This window comes from Xylanibacter rarus (assembly GCF_001275135.1).
Classification (GTDB): Bacteria; Bacteroidota; Bacteroidia; order Bacteroidales; family Bacteroidaceae; genus Prevotella; species Prevotella rara.
Window position 1 is genome coordinate 174,385 of sequence record NZ_LFQU01000001.1, and the last position, 15,669, is coordinate 190,053.

Sequence of the window (15,669 nt, forward strand, 5' to 3'; positions counted from 1 at the left end):
CTGATAAAGTCCTGATTTATAAATTGGGATAAAAAAGCCCGTAAGGCGCTGTTATTTCTTGTGATAATTTTCGCGTGCAAGTTTCTGATACTGAGCGGGAGAAAGTCCGGTAACCCTCTTGAACATGGAAAAGAAACCAGAATGAGACCTAAAACCAACGCTGGAGGCAATGGCGTTGATTGTAAGATTGCCATACTCGTCAACTTTATTCATGCGTTTGCATATTTCCTTTACCCGGTATTCGCCAAGCAGGGTGGTGAAGTTGCAGTTTAATTTTTCGTTGATTACCTGCGATACATATCTGTTGTTGCTGCCGACAAGTTCAACGAGACGGTCGGCTTTAAAGTCGGGAGAGTAGATTTCTTCAGACGTCTGCATGATATTGATGATCTTGTTCAGGAGTATTCCTTTGTCTTCCTCGCTCAGTCCGCTTGTTTTGTAGCGTGATTTTGCATCGGCGGCGTTATTCTCGTTATTTTCTTTTTCCTCCAGCATTTTTTCATAATTTATGCGCATGTTCCTTTCTATTTCTTCTCGCTGCAGGCTCTCAAGTGTGTTGTTGTAAAGATGTTCATTGCTGCGTTTAAGATTTTTGTTCTTTATATAAAGCATTATTGCGAGAACCATGATGATGGTTGTTACGATAAAACCGATGCGTGTAAGCAGTTCTTCCTGTTTGTGTTTTTGTATGATTTCCGCCATACGTTTGTCCATTTCGTTTATCTGGTCGAGAAATTGCATCTGGCTCACCTTTGCCACTTGATTATAGTTGAGCAGTGTGTCTTTAAGCTGGTAATACTTGTTACGGTAGATGTCTGACAATTTTGTATTGCCACTTCTTAAATAATATTGGGCCTGAAGGTTGTAAATGTCAAGAATGGCGTCTTTCATGTCGTATTTAAAGGCTATGTTGCCTGCATCCTTCAGCTCGCAGATAGCCTGTTCGTATTTGTTTGTTGCCGCAAGAGTACGGGCAATGTTTATATGTGCAATGTAGACATATCGCATGTTTTCTGCGGTGTGGCTTGTTGATTGTTTTTGTTTTTCAAATATGTTGAGAGCTTTGTCATATTCCTTTGAATTAAGATAGTTCAGACCTTTATACATATTTATATTATATGTGCGTATAAAGTCATTTCCGTTTGTTTTTTTGCTGCGTAGTGTTTTTGCATGTTGCGTATAGTGTGCAGCTTGTTGAGGTTGAAAGACACAAACACCATGTTGCTGAAAGCCATGTTTAATGAATTGTTGTCGTTTTCTTTCAGACTCTCATAGAATGCTTTTTTATAATAGTTCAGAGCCTTTTCTTTAAGCGGCTTGTCCTTACACTGCTCGGCTAAAGTCTGGAACATGCAGCCGAAGTTCAGGTCGATATGTGCAAGACCGCAGTTTATATCTTCTGCGATGTGTTTGGCTTTTAGAAGACTCTCGTATGACTTTTCGTAGTTGAAGAATTTAAAGAAATAGACATACCAGCGTCCTATATATCCGTTCATTGTCATTTCCTTGTCATGTCTGTCCATGTTGTCTGAATAGCGGTTGGCAACAATGGAGAAGCATACCAGGGCGCTGTCGGCTTTGTCGCTTTTGCTGATATATCCGTTTCCTATCTGAAGTAATTTGTCCGAGGGCATCTTTATGTATCTTGAATAGAAATTTGGATGTCCTGAGATATTGCATGTATATGTCAGCATTAAAAATATTATCGTAAGTATGGCTATTAACCTTTTTGTGCTTATCATATTTTTTGTGCTTTTGATAGTTTGTTACAAATTTACTGATTTTTTTATATTCGGGCAACGCAGATTTAATTTTATTTGTTCAAAGTTCGCAGAATGTTTATATTTTAAGCATATTCTTGTGACAATGTCTTGATGGTTGTTTTGAGGAGTGTATAAGTTTCGCAGTATAGTTTCTTTATTTTCTGCGTATAAATTCGAATAAAATGTTAGTTTTGTGTAGTTTTTTGGCCGTAGCTGCGTCTAACGGTTAAAAGTAACTTAATTATTCGGATAAGATAATGGAAACAACGGAGAAACAATTTGCGCAGATTGTGCGGGAAAACCGCAGCACGATATACACAGTGTGCTATATGTTCTCGAAAGATGCCGACGAGGTGAGCGACCTGTTTCAGGAGGTGCTCATTAACCTATGGAAAGGTTTTGCGGCCTTTGAGGGCAAGAGCGACATAAGGACATGGATCTATCGCGTGAGCCTTAACACGTGTATTTCGGTCGACCGTAAGAAGAAAAGGCACAAGACCGTGCCGCTGTCGATGAGCATCAACCTGTTTGAAGACAACGATGCCGACACGCGTCAGGTGCAGTTGCTGTATAAAAGAATCAACCGCCTCGGACCTTTCGACAAGGCTCTGGTGCTGCTTTGGCTCGAAAACCTGAGCTACGACGAGATTGGGGCGGTGATGGGTATATCGGCAAAGAATGTTTCGGTTAAGCTCGTAAGGATAAGAGAGTTGCTCAAAAAAATGTCAAACGATTAAAGAAAGGATTCTGTTATGGAGAATATTATAGACAACAACGGACTTGAGGAAATGAAGGCGCAGATGGCCATCCTGAAAAACAAGATAGAAGGGCAGACCATGCTTAACGAGCGCCTGATGAGGCGGGCAATGAACGACCGCATGTCGCTGGTAAGGCGTATGGTGGTTTTGGATGTTGTTATGGTGATAGTGTGCATTGCAGCTATGTATACTTTCATGGAACTGTTTGGCTTGTCGCTGCTGTTCTTTGTGGTGAGCGTTGTGCTGTTTAGCTGGTGCCTGGTGTCCTCTGCTTATATCAACAGGATAAAGGAGAGCGAACTGCTTGAGGGCGACTTGCTGAAAACAGGCGAAAAGCTGGTCAGGATGAAGCGTCAGCGTGTGCGTCTGCTGATGATTAACTTTCCGCTTGGTTTGGCATGGGCTGCATGGTACGGCTATGAGATGATTAGTTTTGAGACAGCAAGGGGCGGCAGTCCGCGGAGCATGATTGTAGGTCTGTGTGTAGGTTTTGTCGTAGGACTAATCCTCGGACTGATGATGCTCCGCAAGATGCAGCAGGCTAACGACATCGTGATACGGCAGATTAAGGAGATGAAGGATTTATAGAAAATATTTTTGTGTGGTTGATAATATAACAGAATCCGGTGAAAGGCATTAATGATGTTTGCCTTTCACCGGATTTCGTTATGTTGCGAAATGCTTTATTCTGGTTGTCTTTTCAGAACTTAACCACGCGGCTGCCGTCTTCCTGTTCCTCGATAGTTACCTTTGTGGCGTTTTCGGGCAGCAGGTCTTCTATCAGTTCGGGCCATTCTATGAAGCAGATGCTGTTGTTGTAGAAGTATTCTTCATATCCCATGTCATACACCTCTTCAATTTTCTTTATTCGGTAGAAGTCGAAGTGATAGATTGTGTCGCCGGTTGTCTCTGACGTGTATTCGTTGACGATGGCGAAGGTGGGCGACGTTATGACGTCTTCAACCCCCATACACTCGCATACGGCCTTGATGAATGTTGTCTTGCCGGCGCCCATCTTGCCGTAGAAGGCAAAAACGTTGCTGCGTCCCATGTTGTCGACAAACTGTTTTGCCGCATGCTTGATGTTTTCAATGTTTTCAATTCTTATCTCCATATTGTTGGTGTTTTTACGTTTCGTTATATTGTCTTTTCACCTTGTTCCCTTGCTTGTCTTCCTGTCCGGCTGTCCGGTTTAGCGCTTGCGCGCCTTCAGGGTTATCAGCGGCACAATCATCTCTTCGAGGGAGATGCCGCCATGCTGGAACGTGTCTTTATAGTAAGACACGTAGTAGTTGTAGTTGTTCGGGTAGGCAAAGAACGAGTTGCCCGTGGCAAACACGTATGATGTGCTAAGGTTGGGGGCGGGCAGCTGTGCCTTGTGCGGCTCCTTTATCACGAACACTTCCTTTGCGTTATAGTTGAGATTCTTGCCCAACTTGTATCTCAGGTTGGTGTTTGTGTTGCGGTCGCCTATGATTTTCACCGGCTTCGATGCCCTTATGCTGCCGTGGTCGGTGGTTATCACGACGGTGTAGTTGCTCTGCGACAGCAACTTAAACAGATCTGCCAATACCGAATGGCGAAACCAGCTTAGCGTTATGCTGCGGTAGGCCGACTCGTCGTTGGCAAGCTCGCGCACCATCTTCGACTCTGTGCGGGCGTGGCTCAGCATGTCGATGAAGTTGATTACCACCACGTTGAGGTCGTTTGCCTCAAGCTGGTTGAACTTCTGTAGGAATTTGTCGGCGCCTGCCGAGTCGTTAATCTTATGGTAAGAGAACGTGTCGCGGCGGCGGAATCTTTCTATCTGTGTTCTTATCAGCGGCTCTTCGTTGAGGTTCTTGCCTTCTTCCTCGTCTTCGTCAACCCACAGCTCGGGAAACATCTGCGCTATCTGCACGGGCATCAGTCCGCTGAATATCGCGTTGCGGGCATATTGTGTCGCGGTTGGCAGAATGCTCATGTAGGTCTGTTCGTCGATGTCGAACATATCGCCTATCTCCTGCGAGAGCATGCGCCACTGGTCGAGGCGGAAGTTGTCGATGACAATCATGAACACCTTCTCGCCGTTGTCGAGCATGGGGAATATCTTTTTCTTGAATATGTCCATGCTCATCAGCGGTCTGTCTTCGTTGTCGGCCAGAGTGTTCTTTGTCGCCTGCCTCATCTGGCTTAGCCTTAGCGTGCCGCGGCTTGCTGAAGATGCGCCTGCCTGTTGTGGCGCCACCCAGTTCATATAGTTGGCTTTTATATATTTTGCGAAGCCGTTGTTGGCCTCTTCCTTCTGCATGTTGAGCATTTCGGTCATGCTGCTGTCGGTGCTGCTGAGCTCCAGTTCCCAATGGACAAGGCGCTTATAGACGTTCATCCAGTCGTTGTATGTCTTGCAGTCGCTTATCTGCAGGGCTATGTCCTGGAAGCTTTGCTGATAGCCGCTCTGCGTTATTTCGGTTACAATCTCCTTGCGGTGAATGTTCTTTTTGAGCGTAAGGAGTATCTGGCTCGGGTTGACTGGCTTTATCAGATAGTCGGCAATCTTTGAGCCTATGGCCTGGTCCATGATGTTTTCCTCCTCGCTCTTGGTTACCATAACCACCGGCGTGGCGGGCGATATTTCTTTGATACTCTGCAGGGTCTCCAGTCCGCTCAGGCCGGGCATCATCTCGTCGAGCAGAATAAGGTCGAAGGTCTTCTGCCGGCACTGGTCTATGGCGTCGGTGCCGTTGGTGACTGTAACCACTTCGTAACCTTTCTTCTCGAGAAAAATGATATGCGCGCGTAGCAGTTCTATCTCGTCGTCAACCCAAAGTAATAATCCGTTGCTCATGTTACTCCTTTCTTTTTGTTATGCTGCCCTTGTCAGGCAGACGTTCGCAGTGTCCTTTTCATGACAGATGTCGCAGCAGTGTTGCGGCAGTTCGGGTATTGCATCAGAAGCCGTCGAGGTCGTAATATTCGTCCTCAAGGTCGTATCCGTTCTGCTTGTTGTTGCTGTCGTTGCCGTTATTGTTGTTAGTGCTGCTGTTAGCATTGCTGTTTCCGGTGCCGGTGTCGTCGCCAAAGTCGAATATCAGCTCGTCGGTATCGTTGGCTGCCGGCTCCTCTTTCTGCGGAACGGCAGGCACAGGCTGCTTAGTCTGTTGCGGCTGTTCGGGCTGCTTTTGCGGCTCAACGGCGTCTGTCATAACGTCTGTCTGTGCGTTGCCTTGCTGTGTCTGGCTTCCGGCAGCGTTGCCGTTGGCATTCGTGTCGTAGACATCTGTGCTTATTTCAAATCCCTGTGAGTCTTGCGTAGCTGGCTGATCAGTCTGCGGCTCAGGCTCAATCATGAAGCTGTTGTTGTCGGTCTGAGTAGTGCCCTGCTGCGCATTGCCGTTGTTTGTGGCATTGTTCTGCTGCATGTCTGGTATCACTATGCCGCCGTCGTCAGCGTTGCCGCCGGCTTTTTCTTCCTCAACAGGTATAGCTATCGTGTTGTCGTCCTGAGAGCCTGTTGCAGGCGTGTTCTCAGGTTCAACAGGTATGGATATTCCGCTGTCGGCTTCTCCTGTTGCAGGCTGATCATCGTTGATGTATAGACCTTCTTCTATTACGCCGCCGTTATACAGTCCGTCGGTCTCGCCGCCCTCGCCGTTGTCCGGCTTTTCAAACTCTATGGTAGAAGGCTCCGTGAGCAGTCTGACGGTGCTTATGCGCAGCGGAACGAAGTGCTGCTCGTAGAACTTGTCGTAGTCGTTGTAGCTGTATTGTGTTCCGAGCAGTTCGATGTTGCTGTCGCTGATGATTATGGCGCGCCCTTTCTGTGCAAGCTTCATCACCTGCTGGTTCTTGTAGAGCTGGCGTGCATACTGCAGAGCCTCGTCGTAGTTTCTGAATCCGCTCACCATCATGCGGTGCATGCCGTTGAGTTCGTCGATGACGATATCGAAGTTGCGCACGATGAAGTTAGAGAAGTTGAAGCGCGCAAGCTCGAAGAGCAGCTTGTTCTCGTTGAGCGAGTCGGGTGAATAGACCATCATGAACGTGAAGTCGGTGTTGCGTTCGGCTATAAACTTACGCGCGGCGATGGAGTCGCTGTCGCTCAGCACCACCGAGCGGTGCTCCCACACGTCGCCGATGTCGAACTTTCCGCCACGAAGCTGTCGTCCGGCCTTCACTCCGTTGATAATCATTCCGGCCATGGGGCTTACGTCGCTCTGCGGATACTTGCTAACCACCTCCTGCATGTCTGTGAGGCAGCCGTTGCTGTCGCCGCTGTTGAGCTTGCTCAGTCCGCCGATGAATATAAACTTATCGCGGTTGGCTCCTAACGGGAATCGTTTTGCCGACAGCGACGTGTTGGTGCTCACCTCCTCGTATTTGCCTGCCTTGAAGGCGTTGTATGTGGCAGCATAGAGCGAGTCTTCTATATGTTCGCCGAACTTGGCGTTCTCTTCAAAATAGGGGTCAGACAGCAGAATGGTCCACTGGCTCTTGGGGTAGCTCCGCTTCAGCTTGTCGAGGAATATGTTTGCCTGCGTCTTGTCCTGCCGTCGCGAGTAGAGCAGGTAGAGGTGATAGAAAGCCTCGTCCATGTTCTCAAAGTCGGGATAACTGTCTGTAAGACGCCGCAGGGTCTTCTCGCTCAGCGTCAGATTGTCGAGCTTGTCCTTGAATATTATGCCGGCATGGAATAGTCCGTCTTCAATGATCTTGTTGCTTTCGGCCACCTGCTCCTCCGTGAACGGTATCTGTTTGAGATAATATTCACGTTTGTGCGGATTGTTCTGTGCGCTGTCCATCACGTTTTCGAGCGAGTCGGCAGCAGCCTCTGCCGCCGCGATGGAGTCTCTCATCTCGTCGGTCATTTCGGCAGGATTGTTGTCGAGCGACACGACAGTCTTGTTGACACGCTGCCAGTCGTCCACATTCTCACGTCGTCCCCACATCTTCTGGAACGTAGCCTTACCTTGGCTGACGGCCGTCGGGTTATAGAAGTACCATTTGCCCGACTTGTCTGTGGCGTTGTTGGTCATGTTGTTGGTGTTGTTCATGTTGCCCATTCCGCCCTGCTGCGCCATCTGCTGCTGCGCGTCAAGCTCAGCCTGTGCGTCGCGTTCTTCCTTCTCTTTCTTCTTTAGAGCCTCTATCACGCGGTCGATGGCCTCGTTTCTTTCTTTCTCAGGCATCTTTGCCAGAGCCTGGAGCGAGTCTTGCAGGTGTACGGCGTCGGTGTATGGCACTAGTTCGTCCAGCACCTTAGAGCGTTCCGACAGCTGTTCGTAGTCGTCGCGCTCCTTGTCGAGCAGTCCTATTGCCTCGCCATAGCATCTGCCTGCGTTGCTGTAGTCCTCCTTGTCCCAGTAAATGTCGCCGAGAGTAAGGAGCAGCACGCCTTTCTCAATGCCGTTGCGTGTCGACTTGGTGTTGCCCTTCTCGTAGGCGGCAATGGCGTTGGCGGTGTCTTTCTGCAGCATGTATATGTTGCCGATGGCATAATAAACCTGATCGAGATAGTCTTTGTTGTTGTCTGATGCCGCCATGCGCTTCAGGCGCCTTATCATCTTTTTCGACTGTGTGCCGGCCATAACCTCGCTCATTGCGATGCGGGCGTTGAACTCAAGCTCGTAAGGCGGGTTGAGCCTTATCACGCGCTTAAAAGCCTTGTAGGCGTTTTCCTTGTGCCCAAGCTCAGCCTCGAGCTGTCCCATCAGATACCACTGACGGGCGCGCTGCTTGCGCCTCATCTCGTGCTTTATCACCTTGCGCAGGTAGGGTATTGCCTCGGCATACCGTCCGGTGTGTATATAATAGTCGGCATAGGTGTAGTCCCATTCCTTCACGGCGCGCCAGTGGAGCGAGTCGCGCTTGATTTTTGTTATCACGTCTTCGGCATCATAAATCCAGCCTTCCTCGATATAGCATTTTGCGAGCCATGCCCTTGCTCGGCCGTAGATGGCGGGCTGGGTAGAGTAGAGGCGGCTCATGTAGGCAAATGTAGACGCAGCCTCGTCGAACGAGCCTTTCATAAACTGAGAGCGTCCCATCAGCATCCACGCCTTCCACAAGAAGGGGTTATACTCCTTGCGGTTAAGCCACTCGATGTCTTTCTCCGTCTTCTTGCGGCTTTTGGTCCATTGAGGCCTCTTCTTTATGCTGTGCAGCTTTATTGCCTTCTGGCTTTTTTCTATAGCACGGTCGAAGTTGCTCTTGCCCAGCTCGCGGCTGTCCTTGTTGCCGACGGTGTAGAGCGGTATCATCTCGGTGAAGTTGTCCTTGTTGCCGTTCTCTTTCTCGAGCGAGCCGTCGATATATGCCAGCGTGCCGTTGTAGTAGGTGTTGTAGCGCGCGTTGAACGAATGCCACCAGCGGCTCTGCGCAGTGTTCTTCTCCGTAGAGCATCCGGCCGTAATGAGCAGAGCTATCAAGGCGGCTAAGGGAATTATATGTCTTGTCTTAATTGTCTTCATAACGTGGCGGCACAAGTGAGCATGCCATGTTTATATAACTTATCGGGAGCGATTTTATTGTCTGCCGCGGCAAAAGAGTCAGCCCTCCATCAGCATTATTGCCTCATCTTTTATCTGGTCGGGCATGCTGATGCCTCTCAGGGTGAGATTTGCCGTCCAGTCTTTTACCTCGGAGGGGCGCATGGTGTAGAGCACTTCGGCAAACTGTGCCGCCTCTTCGTCGGTGTAGGAGTCAGACTTCCTGCCCTTGTAGGCGTCGAGTTCTTCGTCGTCGAAATATTCTATTTCCTTCACAGCCTGCTCCATCACGCAGTCGTGCATGCACGACGCACCTGCCTGTGCGCACGCTGACTCGTTTGCGCATGCAGTGCCGCCTTCAGGCTGTTCGGCTTTTGGCAGACGGCGGCGTACAGCCTTGAGCAGAATGAAGAGCAGCGCCATGGCTGCCAGGCAGATAACGAGCAGGCCCATATTAGGCTCCGGCCTCCTCGCCGATGGCGAATCCGGCCCTTGTAAGGTCGAGCCAGAAGTTAGGGTAAGACTTGCTGACCACTTGCGGGTCGTTTATTCTAAGTCCGGGGATTTTTATTGCGGCAGGCGCAAATGCCATTGCCATGCGGTGGTCTTCGTATGTATTGATGGCTGCGCCGGGTTCGGGCTCGCATCGCGTGCCGTCCCATCTCAGCTCGCCAGGACTGGTCTCCTCGATGACATATCCCAGCTTGCGCATCTCTGTCTTCAGCGCCTCTATGCGGTCGGTCTCCTTTATACGGAGCGATGAAAGCCCCGTGAAACAGAACGGCCTGTTCATCATGCAGCAGCAAACAACGAACGTCTGCACCATGTCGGGCTGGTTGATGAAGTCGTAGTCGAGCCTGTCTGAAGCCATGCTTATGCGTTTCAGCGTAACCGTGGTGGGCACTCCGGGCTCGCGTGTCTCAAAAATAGTCTTTATGCCGAGCATGCTGAAGAGATATTTTACGGCAGAGTCGCCTTGGCGCGAGCCGTCTGTAAGTCCGGTGAGCTTAATCTCTGACTCCTCGTTGCCGTTGATGGCGAGCATCTCATACCAGTAAGACGCTGCGCTCCAGTCGTTTTCTATGAAGTAGGGGCGTGGGCTGTAGGGCTTCGGCTCCACCTTTATCGTGTCGCTGCCCAGCCATTCTGCCTCTGCGCCGAAGTCGATCATGGTGCACAGTGTCAGGTCTATGTACGGACGGGAGATAATGTCGCCGGTAAGCTTCAGCTCAAGTCCTTTTTCCATTACCGGTGCAACCATCAGCAGCGCCGATATATATTGAGAGCTTACGTTGCCCGGAATTTCTATGCTTCCGCCCTCAAGCTTTTTGCCATTGATGCGCAGCGGAGGATATCCCTCGTTGCCTTCGTAGCTGATGTCTGCACCGAGATATCTCAGCGCCTCCACCAGCACCTTTATCGGCCGCTGCTTCATGCGCTCCGTGCCGGTCAGCAGGTGTGTGCCCGGTGTTACGGCCAGATATGCCGTCATGAAGCGCATGGCTGTTCCGGCAGCCTTTATGTCTATGGTGTCGGGCATGTCGCGCAGTGCGTCTAATATAACTTCGGTGTCGTCACAGTCCGACAGGTTGTCGGGCATTATGCCGTTTCCGGCCAGCGCGTTTATTATGAGTGCGCGGTTGCTTATGCTCTTCGAGGCCGGCAGGTCTATTGTGGCGTTGATTGTTTCAGGTGCGTTAAGAATATATTGCATTGTCAGAAAAATCTGTAATTTGTTGTTTTCTTGTTGCGTCATGGCAGAATTGGCATAGCCATGTCCGCCCTTGCGTCCACACGGACGTAAGGATATCAATGCAAAGGTAATGTATGTTGCACACAATACAAAATAAAAAGGAATAAAAAATCTTATTTTATATGCCGTTTCGCAGCGGTATTTGTGCCGCTTATGTTAAGGATTATTCAAAGTTGAATTTGTGTTAAATGTCGGGCTTTATTGTTAAATCTTTACTTCATGAAATGCCGGTTTTTCATTTCTGATTGCCATTTGAACGGATTTTATGTAAAAAGTACGTGTTTTATGCAAATGTCTGTAAATCAGATGTTTATATCTTTTGTGCGGCTGTTGGCTGTCTGAACCACTGCGTTTTGTGGCCTTTCGTTGTGCAAAAGGTCATGTTTTGCAGGCTGAAAGACTATGTTTTATACTGCAAAAGGGCGTGTTCTGCTGTGCGGATGGTTGAGTTATGGCATGAAAATCAATGGAAAACGGCTGGTTGTTGCGGCGATATGGCATGCATTCTTGCTGTTTTATGCCGTTTCGTGGCGTGTTTTCGGTTATATCTTTTGTAGAATGTCTGTTGAAGGCGTGTTAATGCAAGAGGCTCAACCGTTAAACTTTGTTTCTTCTGAAGGCGTGCCGTCTCTGTTTTGGCATATTGTTTTGTAGCTGATGCCTGACAGCGTCTGTTGCTTGAAAGCATCGCCTTTTATCATTGGCTGAGATTATTTCATGATGTTGCTTGTTAGTGTATGCTGCCAGTGCATTCAGCTGTCCGATGACGCCTTCGGGCGCTTCAAAATGTGTGTATTTAATAAATATTTGCGTTGAAGGTGCAAAAAAACGCCTAAAAGTTTGCAGATGTCATAATAAGTGTGTACTTTTGCACCCGCAAATAAGGACGGGATGTAGCGCAGTTGGTTAGCGCACGCGTCTGGGGGGCGTGAGGTCGCTGGTTCGAGTCCAGTCATCCCGACATAAATTGGGCTAATATGTTGTCAAGGCAGCATGTTAGCCCAAATTTGTTTTATGCGGCAATGCATGGCCGGAGCGGCATGCGGGCATGCGCCTTTGCCGTCCGGTATGCCGGGAGAAACGCAAAAGAGCGACACGCCGATAAGGCTGTCGCTCTTTTGAAACTTATTTATGATTCCGCGTTATTTCACCGAATTAATCCATGTAGCAATGTCATTGAGCACCTCGGGCGATATGGTTTCTTCTATGTTTGCATATTCGTTCACGCTTCCCGTCGTGCAGTGCTGAAACAGGTGGTTGAGTCCGTTGTATGTCTTCACCATGTTCTTCTTGTTCTTCGGCAGCAGTTTCTCTATGCTCCCGATGTTTGTCGATGCGATAACCTGCGTGTCGCTGTTGCCGTTGACGGCCATCACGGGGCATTTCGCCTTGGCTATCGACGGGCGAGGGTCGAAGGCTATGAAGTAGTTAAGCCACGGATTATTCATTTCTATAATCTTTGCCATGTTGTCTTTGGCAGGTTCGGGCAGACTTATTCCTGCCTTGCCGACAATCTCGTCCACCGTAGCCTTGGCGTCGCCGGTTGTCTTTTTGCTGATGATGAAGTCGTATACGCCTCTCAGTGCCTTTGCGTAGTCGCTGCACATTTTGTCGGTATATCCGCTCATCTTCAGCAGCACGAGGTTCTGTTCCATCAGTATGCTGTCGCCCCTTACGCCCGTTCCGGCCATGCTCACTATGAAGTCGGCCTTGCCTTCGGCGGCTGCCATGAAGGCTATGCAGCCTCCTTCGCTGTGGCCGAGCACTCCCGTCTTGCCGAAATTCTTTGTTCCGCGTACATATTCGATGGCTGCCAGTGCGTCTTTCATGAAGTTTTCGGTTGTTGCGTTAGCCGCGTCGCCCTTCGACTTGCCCATGCCGCGGTCGTCATATCGCAGCGATGCTATGCCGTTGCGTGCCAGAAAGTCGGCTATGACGAGGAATGGCTTGTGCTCAAATATTTCCTCATTGCGGTCTTGCAGTCCGCTTCCGGTAACCATTACCACAACAGGCACCGTGCCCTTCTTCATCTTCTCGTATCCCGTGGGGTAGGTCAGCGTGCCGCTGAGCGTGGCGTTGTCTTCCGTGTTGCTGAATGTCACTTCCTCAGTCTTATACGGATAAGGCTCCTTTGGCGTCTGCGGCCTGTTGCGCTCCACCTTTCCTTGCTTCATTTCCAGCGGAAACGACATGCCGCTCTGGCTGAACGTGCCTTTCAGCATGCCGTCTTTCTCTTCGCCTTCAAAGGCGGCCATTATTGCCGGTATGCTTATTTTCACCTTTGCTCCTTCGCTTACGGCTATTTCGGCCGGTATGCCTTTCACGTTCTGGTCAGGACTGTCCATCGTGCACGACAGCTTGTTGTCTTTGTCTTTTTCTATGTTGAACACGATGTTCAGCGTGGCCTGTCCCACGTTCAGCTTGCCGGTCCAGCTGCCGTCAAGTTTCTGTGCTGCAGCGCTCAGCGTTGCCAGCAGCGCGACGATAAGGGTAAATATGGTCTTCATCATTTCTGTAATTTGTTGATTATAATATTTTTCATTATGTGTTTTTCCGTCCGTTCACGGTGCATGGATGCCTTCGTTGTGCAATGTCAGGCGCAACGGGCTTTGCAAAGTTAACAAATTTTTGGTTAAGGTCAAAGTTTGGAAATATAAAATGCGTGCAGATAAAATAAAAATCCACGGCATTTTTTATCTCTGCCGTGGATTCCCTTAAATAGAAATTGAACCAAGTATTATGTCTTTTTGCTTTTTTATCGTGTTACGATAGCCTGGAGTATGGCCTTTCTCATTTGCTCCTCGTTGTTCGGGCTGTCGCAAATGGTGTAAGTCAGTTTGTCGTCTACGTAAACTCCCATCAGATAAAGGTCGATCATGTGCAGTTCTGATGCCTGGCTGTACTGATATCCTCCGAATGACGGACCGTAGAATTTGAGTGTTACCTTGTGAGTCTCACCGTTGTACTGGAGTGCCGGATATGTTATGTCATACGGATAAGTGAGATAATAAGCCACGTTGCCGCTTACGTTAGACAGGATGAACTTAGCCTTGAGAGACTGCATGTTAGCGTTTTCAATGGCCTGCTTCAGGGCGTCGTTTTCCTTAATCTCCTTAGCAAGTATTCTTCCGGGGATGCCGTTGATAACCAGAGTAGAGTCGCCTTTGTAGAAACTTGCGGTGATGCCGGTTATAGAGTCAACCTTGTTTTCGTTGTTCTTGTCTGTTATAGTATCGTTGAAGAAGTAGATTTTGTTCTGAGTCTGCCATGTCGAGCCGCCGTAATAGTTGCCGCTCATCTGTTGCAGCCATGTCTTGTATGTCTCGGGATCGATGCCTCCGTCGTCGTCAGTGCCAAGACATGATGTAAGTGAAACTGCCATTGTGCAGCACATAAGTAATGCGAACAATCTTGATAAATTTTTCATTTCAGTTAATTTTGTTTTTTAATATTTATGATTTTTTACTTCATAAATAACACAGCGATGCAAACCTTGCATCGCCTGTTGTTAAAAAAGTTTAAGATAATGCTCTCTGCGATTATTTCTTGGCTATTTATATATGTTTTCCCTCGCTATGCAGGAGATTCATAAATTCCTCTCTTGTCTTGGCCTGGTTGAATGCGCCTGAGAAGTCGCTTGTGGTTGTTATGGCGTTCTGCTTCTCAACGCCTCTCATCTGCATGCACATGTGCTTAGCCTCTACAACCACCATCACGCCCAGCGGCTTCAGCGTTTCCTGTATGCAGTCTTTTATCTGCAGCGTCATTCTCTCCTGCACCTGCAGCCTGTGGCTGAATATGTCTACCACACGGGCTATCTTGCTCAGGCCGGTGATGTATCCGTTGGGGATGTATGCCACGTGCACTTTGCCGTAGAACGGCAGCATGTGGTGCTCACAGAGCGAGAAGAAGTCGATGTCTTTCACGATAACCATCTGGTTGTATTTCTCTTCAAACAGGGCGTCGAGCAGCACCTTGTGGGCGTCTTGCGTATAGCCTCTGGTGAGTATCTGCATGGCCTTTGCCACGCGCATGGGTGTTTTCAGCAGACCTTCGCGCGAAGGATCTTCGCCAAGAAGCTCTAGAATACTTTTGTAATGTGATGCCAGGTCGTCGAGACCTTCACGGAATTCTGTTTCAGGATTCATTATCTTATATGTGTTTTTTTATAATAAATGGTTTGCCGGCATAATCTGTTTTCATGCCGTGCTGATTATGTTGCCTTTCAGTTATGCCGCATATCTGATGTCGGCGTGGCCCGGTGTCAATATCCTACAGTGATTTTTCCTTTCACTATGCATGCCTGTCTGTAGCCCATGCTTTTTATCTCTTTCAGCACGCTGTTTGCCTCGTCGTAGGTTCTGAAGTTGCCTACGCGGCATATCCATCGCGGAGAATAGAAGTGGACGTAAACCGGAAGGTCCGGAAATCTCATCTTTATGGCACTTCCGATGCTCTCAGCCTTCTGGCGGTCGGCCCTTGAGTTGCCTCCCGAATAAGCCTGAACGCGGTAGCCTGTGATTCTTCTGCTGTTGCGCATCACTTTCTTGGCCGTGTTCACTGCAGGAGCGTCTGTCGACGGGCTTGTGCTTCCTGATGCATAGTGCTGTTCCTTTAGTGGTTCTTCAACGGTATCTCTCTTTTCCTGAGCCTTATGTTGCGATTGTTTGTGCTCTGTAGCGGCTGTCGCGTTGTTGCTTTTTTCGTTGGTGGCCGTTGTCGGAGCCGACTTAATCAGCTTGGCGTTGTTTACCAATTCGTCGATGTCTTTGCTCTGACTCACGGTCACGGTTCCCTGTCCGGCCTTGTCTGTTCTTAGGTCATTGAGGAATGATTGCGCCTCAGTGTTGAGGCTGAAGCCCAATGTCAGTGATAATAAAACGGCGAATTGTTTCATTCTTTTTTCGGATTATGAGTTTTATAAGGTT

Annotated in this window: 14 protein-coding genes and 1 tRNA gene; 4 read left to right on the forward strand and 11 right to left on the reverse strand. The window is 48.8% G+C overall.

Going from position 1 to position 15,669, the window contains the following annotated elements; all coding sequences use genetic code 11:
- Positions 1-51: 51 nt before the first annotated feature.
- Both ACU52_RS00790 and ACU52_RS00795 read right to left on the reverse strand, forming a co-directional pair.
- Complete coding sequence (locus tag ACU52_RS00790; RefSeq protein WP_053397383.1) at positions 52-1,107, reverse strand: helix-turn-helix domain-containing protein; 1,056 nt, start codon at positions 1,105-1,107, stop codon at positions 52-54.
- Positions 1,108-1,109: 2 nt separating this feature from the next.
- Positions 1,110-1,742 (reverse strand): hypothetical protein, encoded by a 633-nt coding sequence (locus ACU52_RS00795; RefSeq protein ID WP_147630724.1) that lies wholly within the window; start codon positions 1,740-1,742, stop codon positions 1,110-1,112.
- Positions 1,743-2,020: 278 nt separating this feature from the next.
- Here ACU52_RS00795 and ACU52_RS00800 point away from each other — a divergent pair, with 278 nt between their 5' ends.
- Positions 2,021-2,500: an RNA polymerase sigma factor gene (locus tag ACU52_RS00800; protein ID WP_021855125.1), complete on the forward strand. Its 480-nt coding sequence runs from the start codon at positions 2,021-2,023 to the stop codon at positions 2,498-2,500.
- 15 nt (positions 2,501-2,515) lie between these two features.
- On the forward strand, positions 2,516-3,109 hold the full coding sequence (locus ACU52_RS00805; protein ID WP_053397385.1) for a hypothetical protein: 594 nt from the start codon (positions 2,516-2,518) through the stop codon (positions 3,107-3,109).
- A gap of 112 nt (positions 3,110-3,221) precedes the next feature.
- On the opposite strand, the gene tsaE is transcribed toward ACU52_RS00805, so the two are convergent.
- The 5 genes from tsaE to ACU52_RS00830 all read right to left on the reverse strand — a co-directional run bounded on the left by tsaE (position 3,222) and on the right by ACU52_RS00830 (position 10,702).
- On the reverse strand, positions 3,222-3,635 hold the full coding sequence (tsaE, locus tag ACU52_RS00810; protein ID WP_021855123.1) for a tRNA (adenosine(37)-N6)-threonylcarbamoyltransferase complex ATPase subunit type 1 TsaE: 414 nt from the start codon (positions 3,633-3,635) through the stop codon (positions 3,222-3,224).
- Positions 3,636-3,713: 78 nt separating this feature from the next.
- A complete protein-coding gene (gene porX / locus ACU52_RS00815) occupies positions 3,714-5,348 on the reverse strand; it encodes a T9SS response regulator signal transducer PorX (RefSeq protein ID WP_053397386.1) in 1,635 nt (544 codons plus the stop codon).
- 103 nt (positions 5,349-5,451) lie between these two features.
- Positions 5,452-8,970: a type IX secretion system periplasmic lipoprotein PorW/SprE gene (gene porW / locus ACU52_RS00820; RefSeq protein ID WP_053397387.1), complete on the reverse strand. Its 3,519-nt coding sequence runs from the start codon at positions 8,968-8,970 to the stop codon at positions 5,452-5,454.
- Positions 8,971-9,048: 78 nt separating this feature from the next.
- A complete protein-coding gene (locus ACU52_RS00825) occupies positions 9,049-9,441 on the reverse strand; it encodes a hypothetical protein (protein ID WP_053397388.1) in 393 nt (130 codons plus the stop codon).
- 1 nt (position 9,442) lies between these two features.
- A complete protein-coding gene (locus ACU52_RS00830) occupies positions 9,443-10,702 on the reverse strand; it encodes a 3-phosphoshikimate 1-carboxyvinyltransferase (RefSeq protein WP_053397389.1) in 1,260 nt (419 codons plus the stop codon).
- 441 nt (positions 10,703-11,143) lie between these two features.
- Here ACU52_RS00830 and ACU52_RS14925 point away from each other — a divergent pair, with 441 nt between their 5' ends.
- Complete coding sequence (locus ACU52_RS14925) at positions 11,144-11,395, forward strand: hypothetical protein (RefSeq protein WP_147630725.1); 252 nt, start codon at positions 11,144-11,146, stop codon at positions 11,393-11,395.
- 233 nt (positions 11,396-11,628) lie between these two features.
- Positions 11,629-11,702 (forward strand) — tRNA-Pro (locus tag ACU52_RS00835).
- A gap of 181 nt (positions 11,703-11,883) precedes the next feature.
- Here the strand turns inward: ACU52_RS00835 and ACU52_RS00840 are convergent.
- From ACU52_RS00840 to ACU52_RS00855, 4 genes are all read right to left on the reverse strand, one after another.
- Positions 11,884-13,251 (reverse strand): alpha/beta hydrolase family protein, encoded by a 1,368-nt coding sequence (locus ACU52_RS00840; RefSeq protein ID WP_239684845.1) that lies wholly within the window; start codon positions 13,249-13,251, stop codon positions 11,884-11,886.
- 245 nt (positions 13,252-13,496) lie between these two features.
- Complete coding sequence (locus tag ACU52_RS00845) at positions 13,497-14,168, reverse strand: DUF4840 domain-containing protein (RefSeq protein ID WP_021855115.1); 672 nt, start codon at positions 14,166-14,168, stop codon at positions 13,497-13,499.
- A gap of 127 nt (positions 14,169-14,295) precedes the next feature.
- On the reverse strand, positions 14,296-14,889 hold the full coding sequence (gene folE / locus ACU52_RS00850; RefSeq protein ID WP_021855114.1) for a GTP cyclohydrolase I FolE: 594 nt from the start codon (positions 14,887-14,889) through the stop codon (positions 14,296-14,298).
- A 116-nt stretch (positions 14,890-15,005) separates the two neighbouring features.
- A complete protein-coding gene (locus tag ACU52_RS00855) occupies positions 15,006-15,638 on the reverse strand; it encodes an SPOR domain-containing protein (protein WP_021855113.1) in 633 nt (210 codons plus the stop codon).
- Positions 15,639-15,669: the final 31 nt, after the last annotated feature.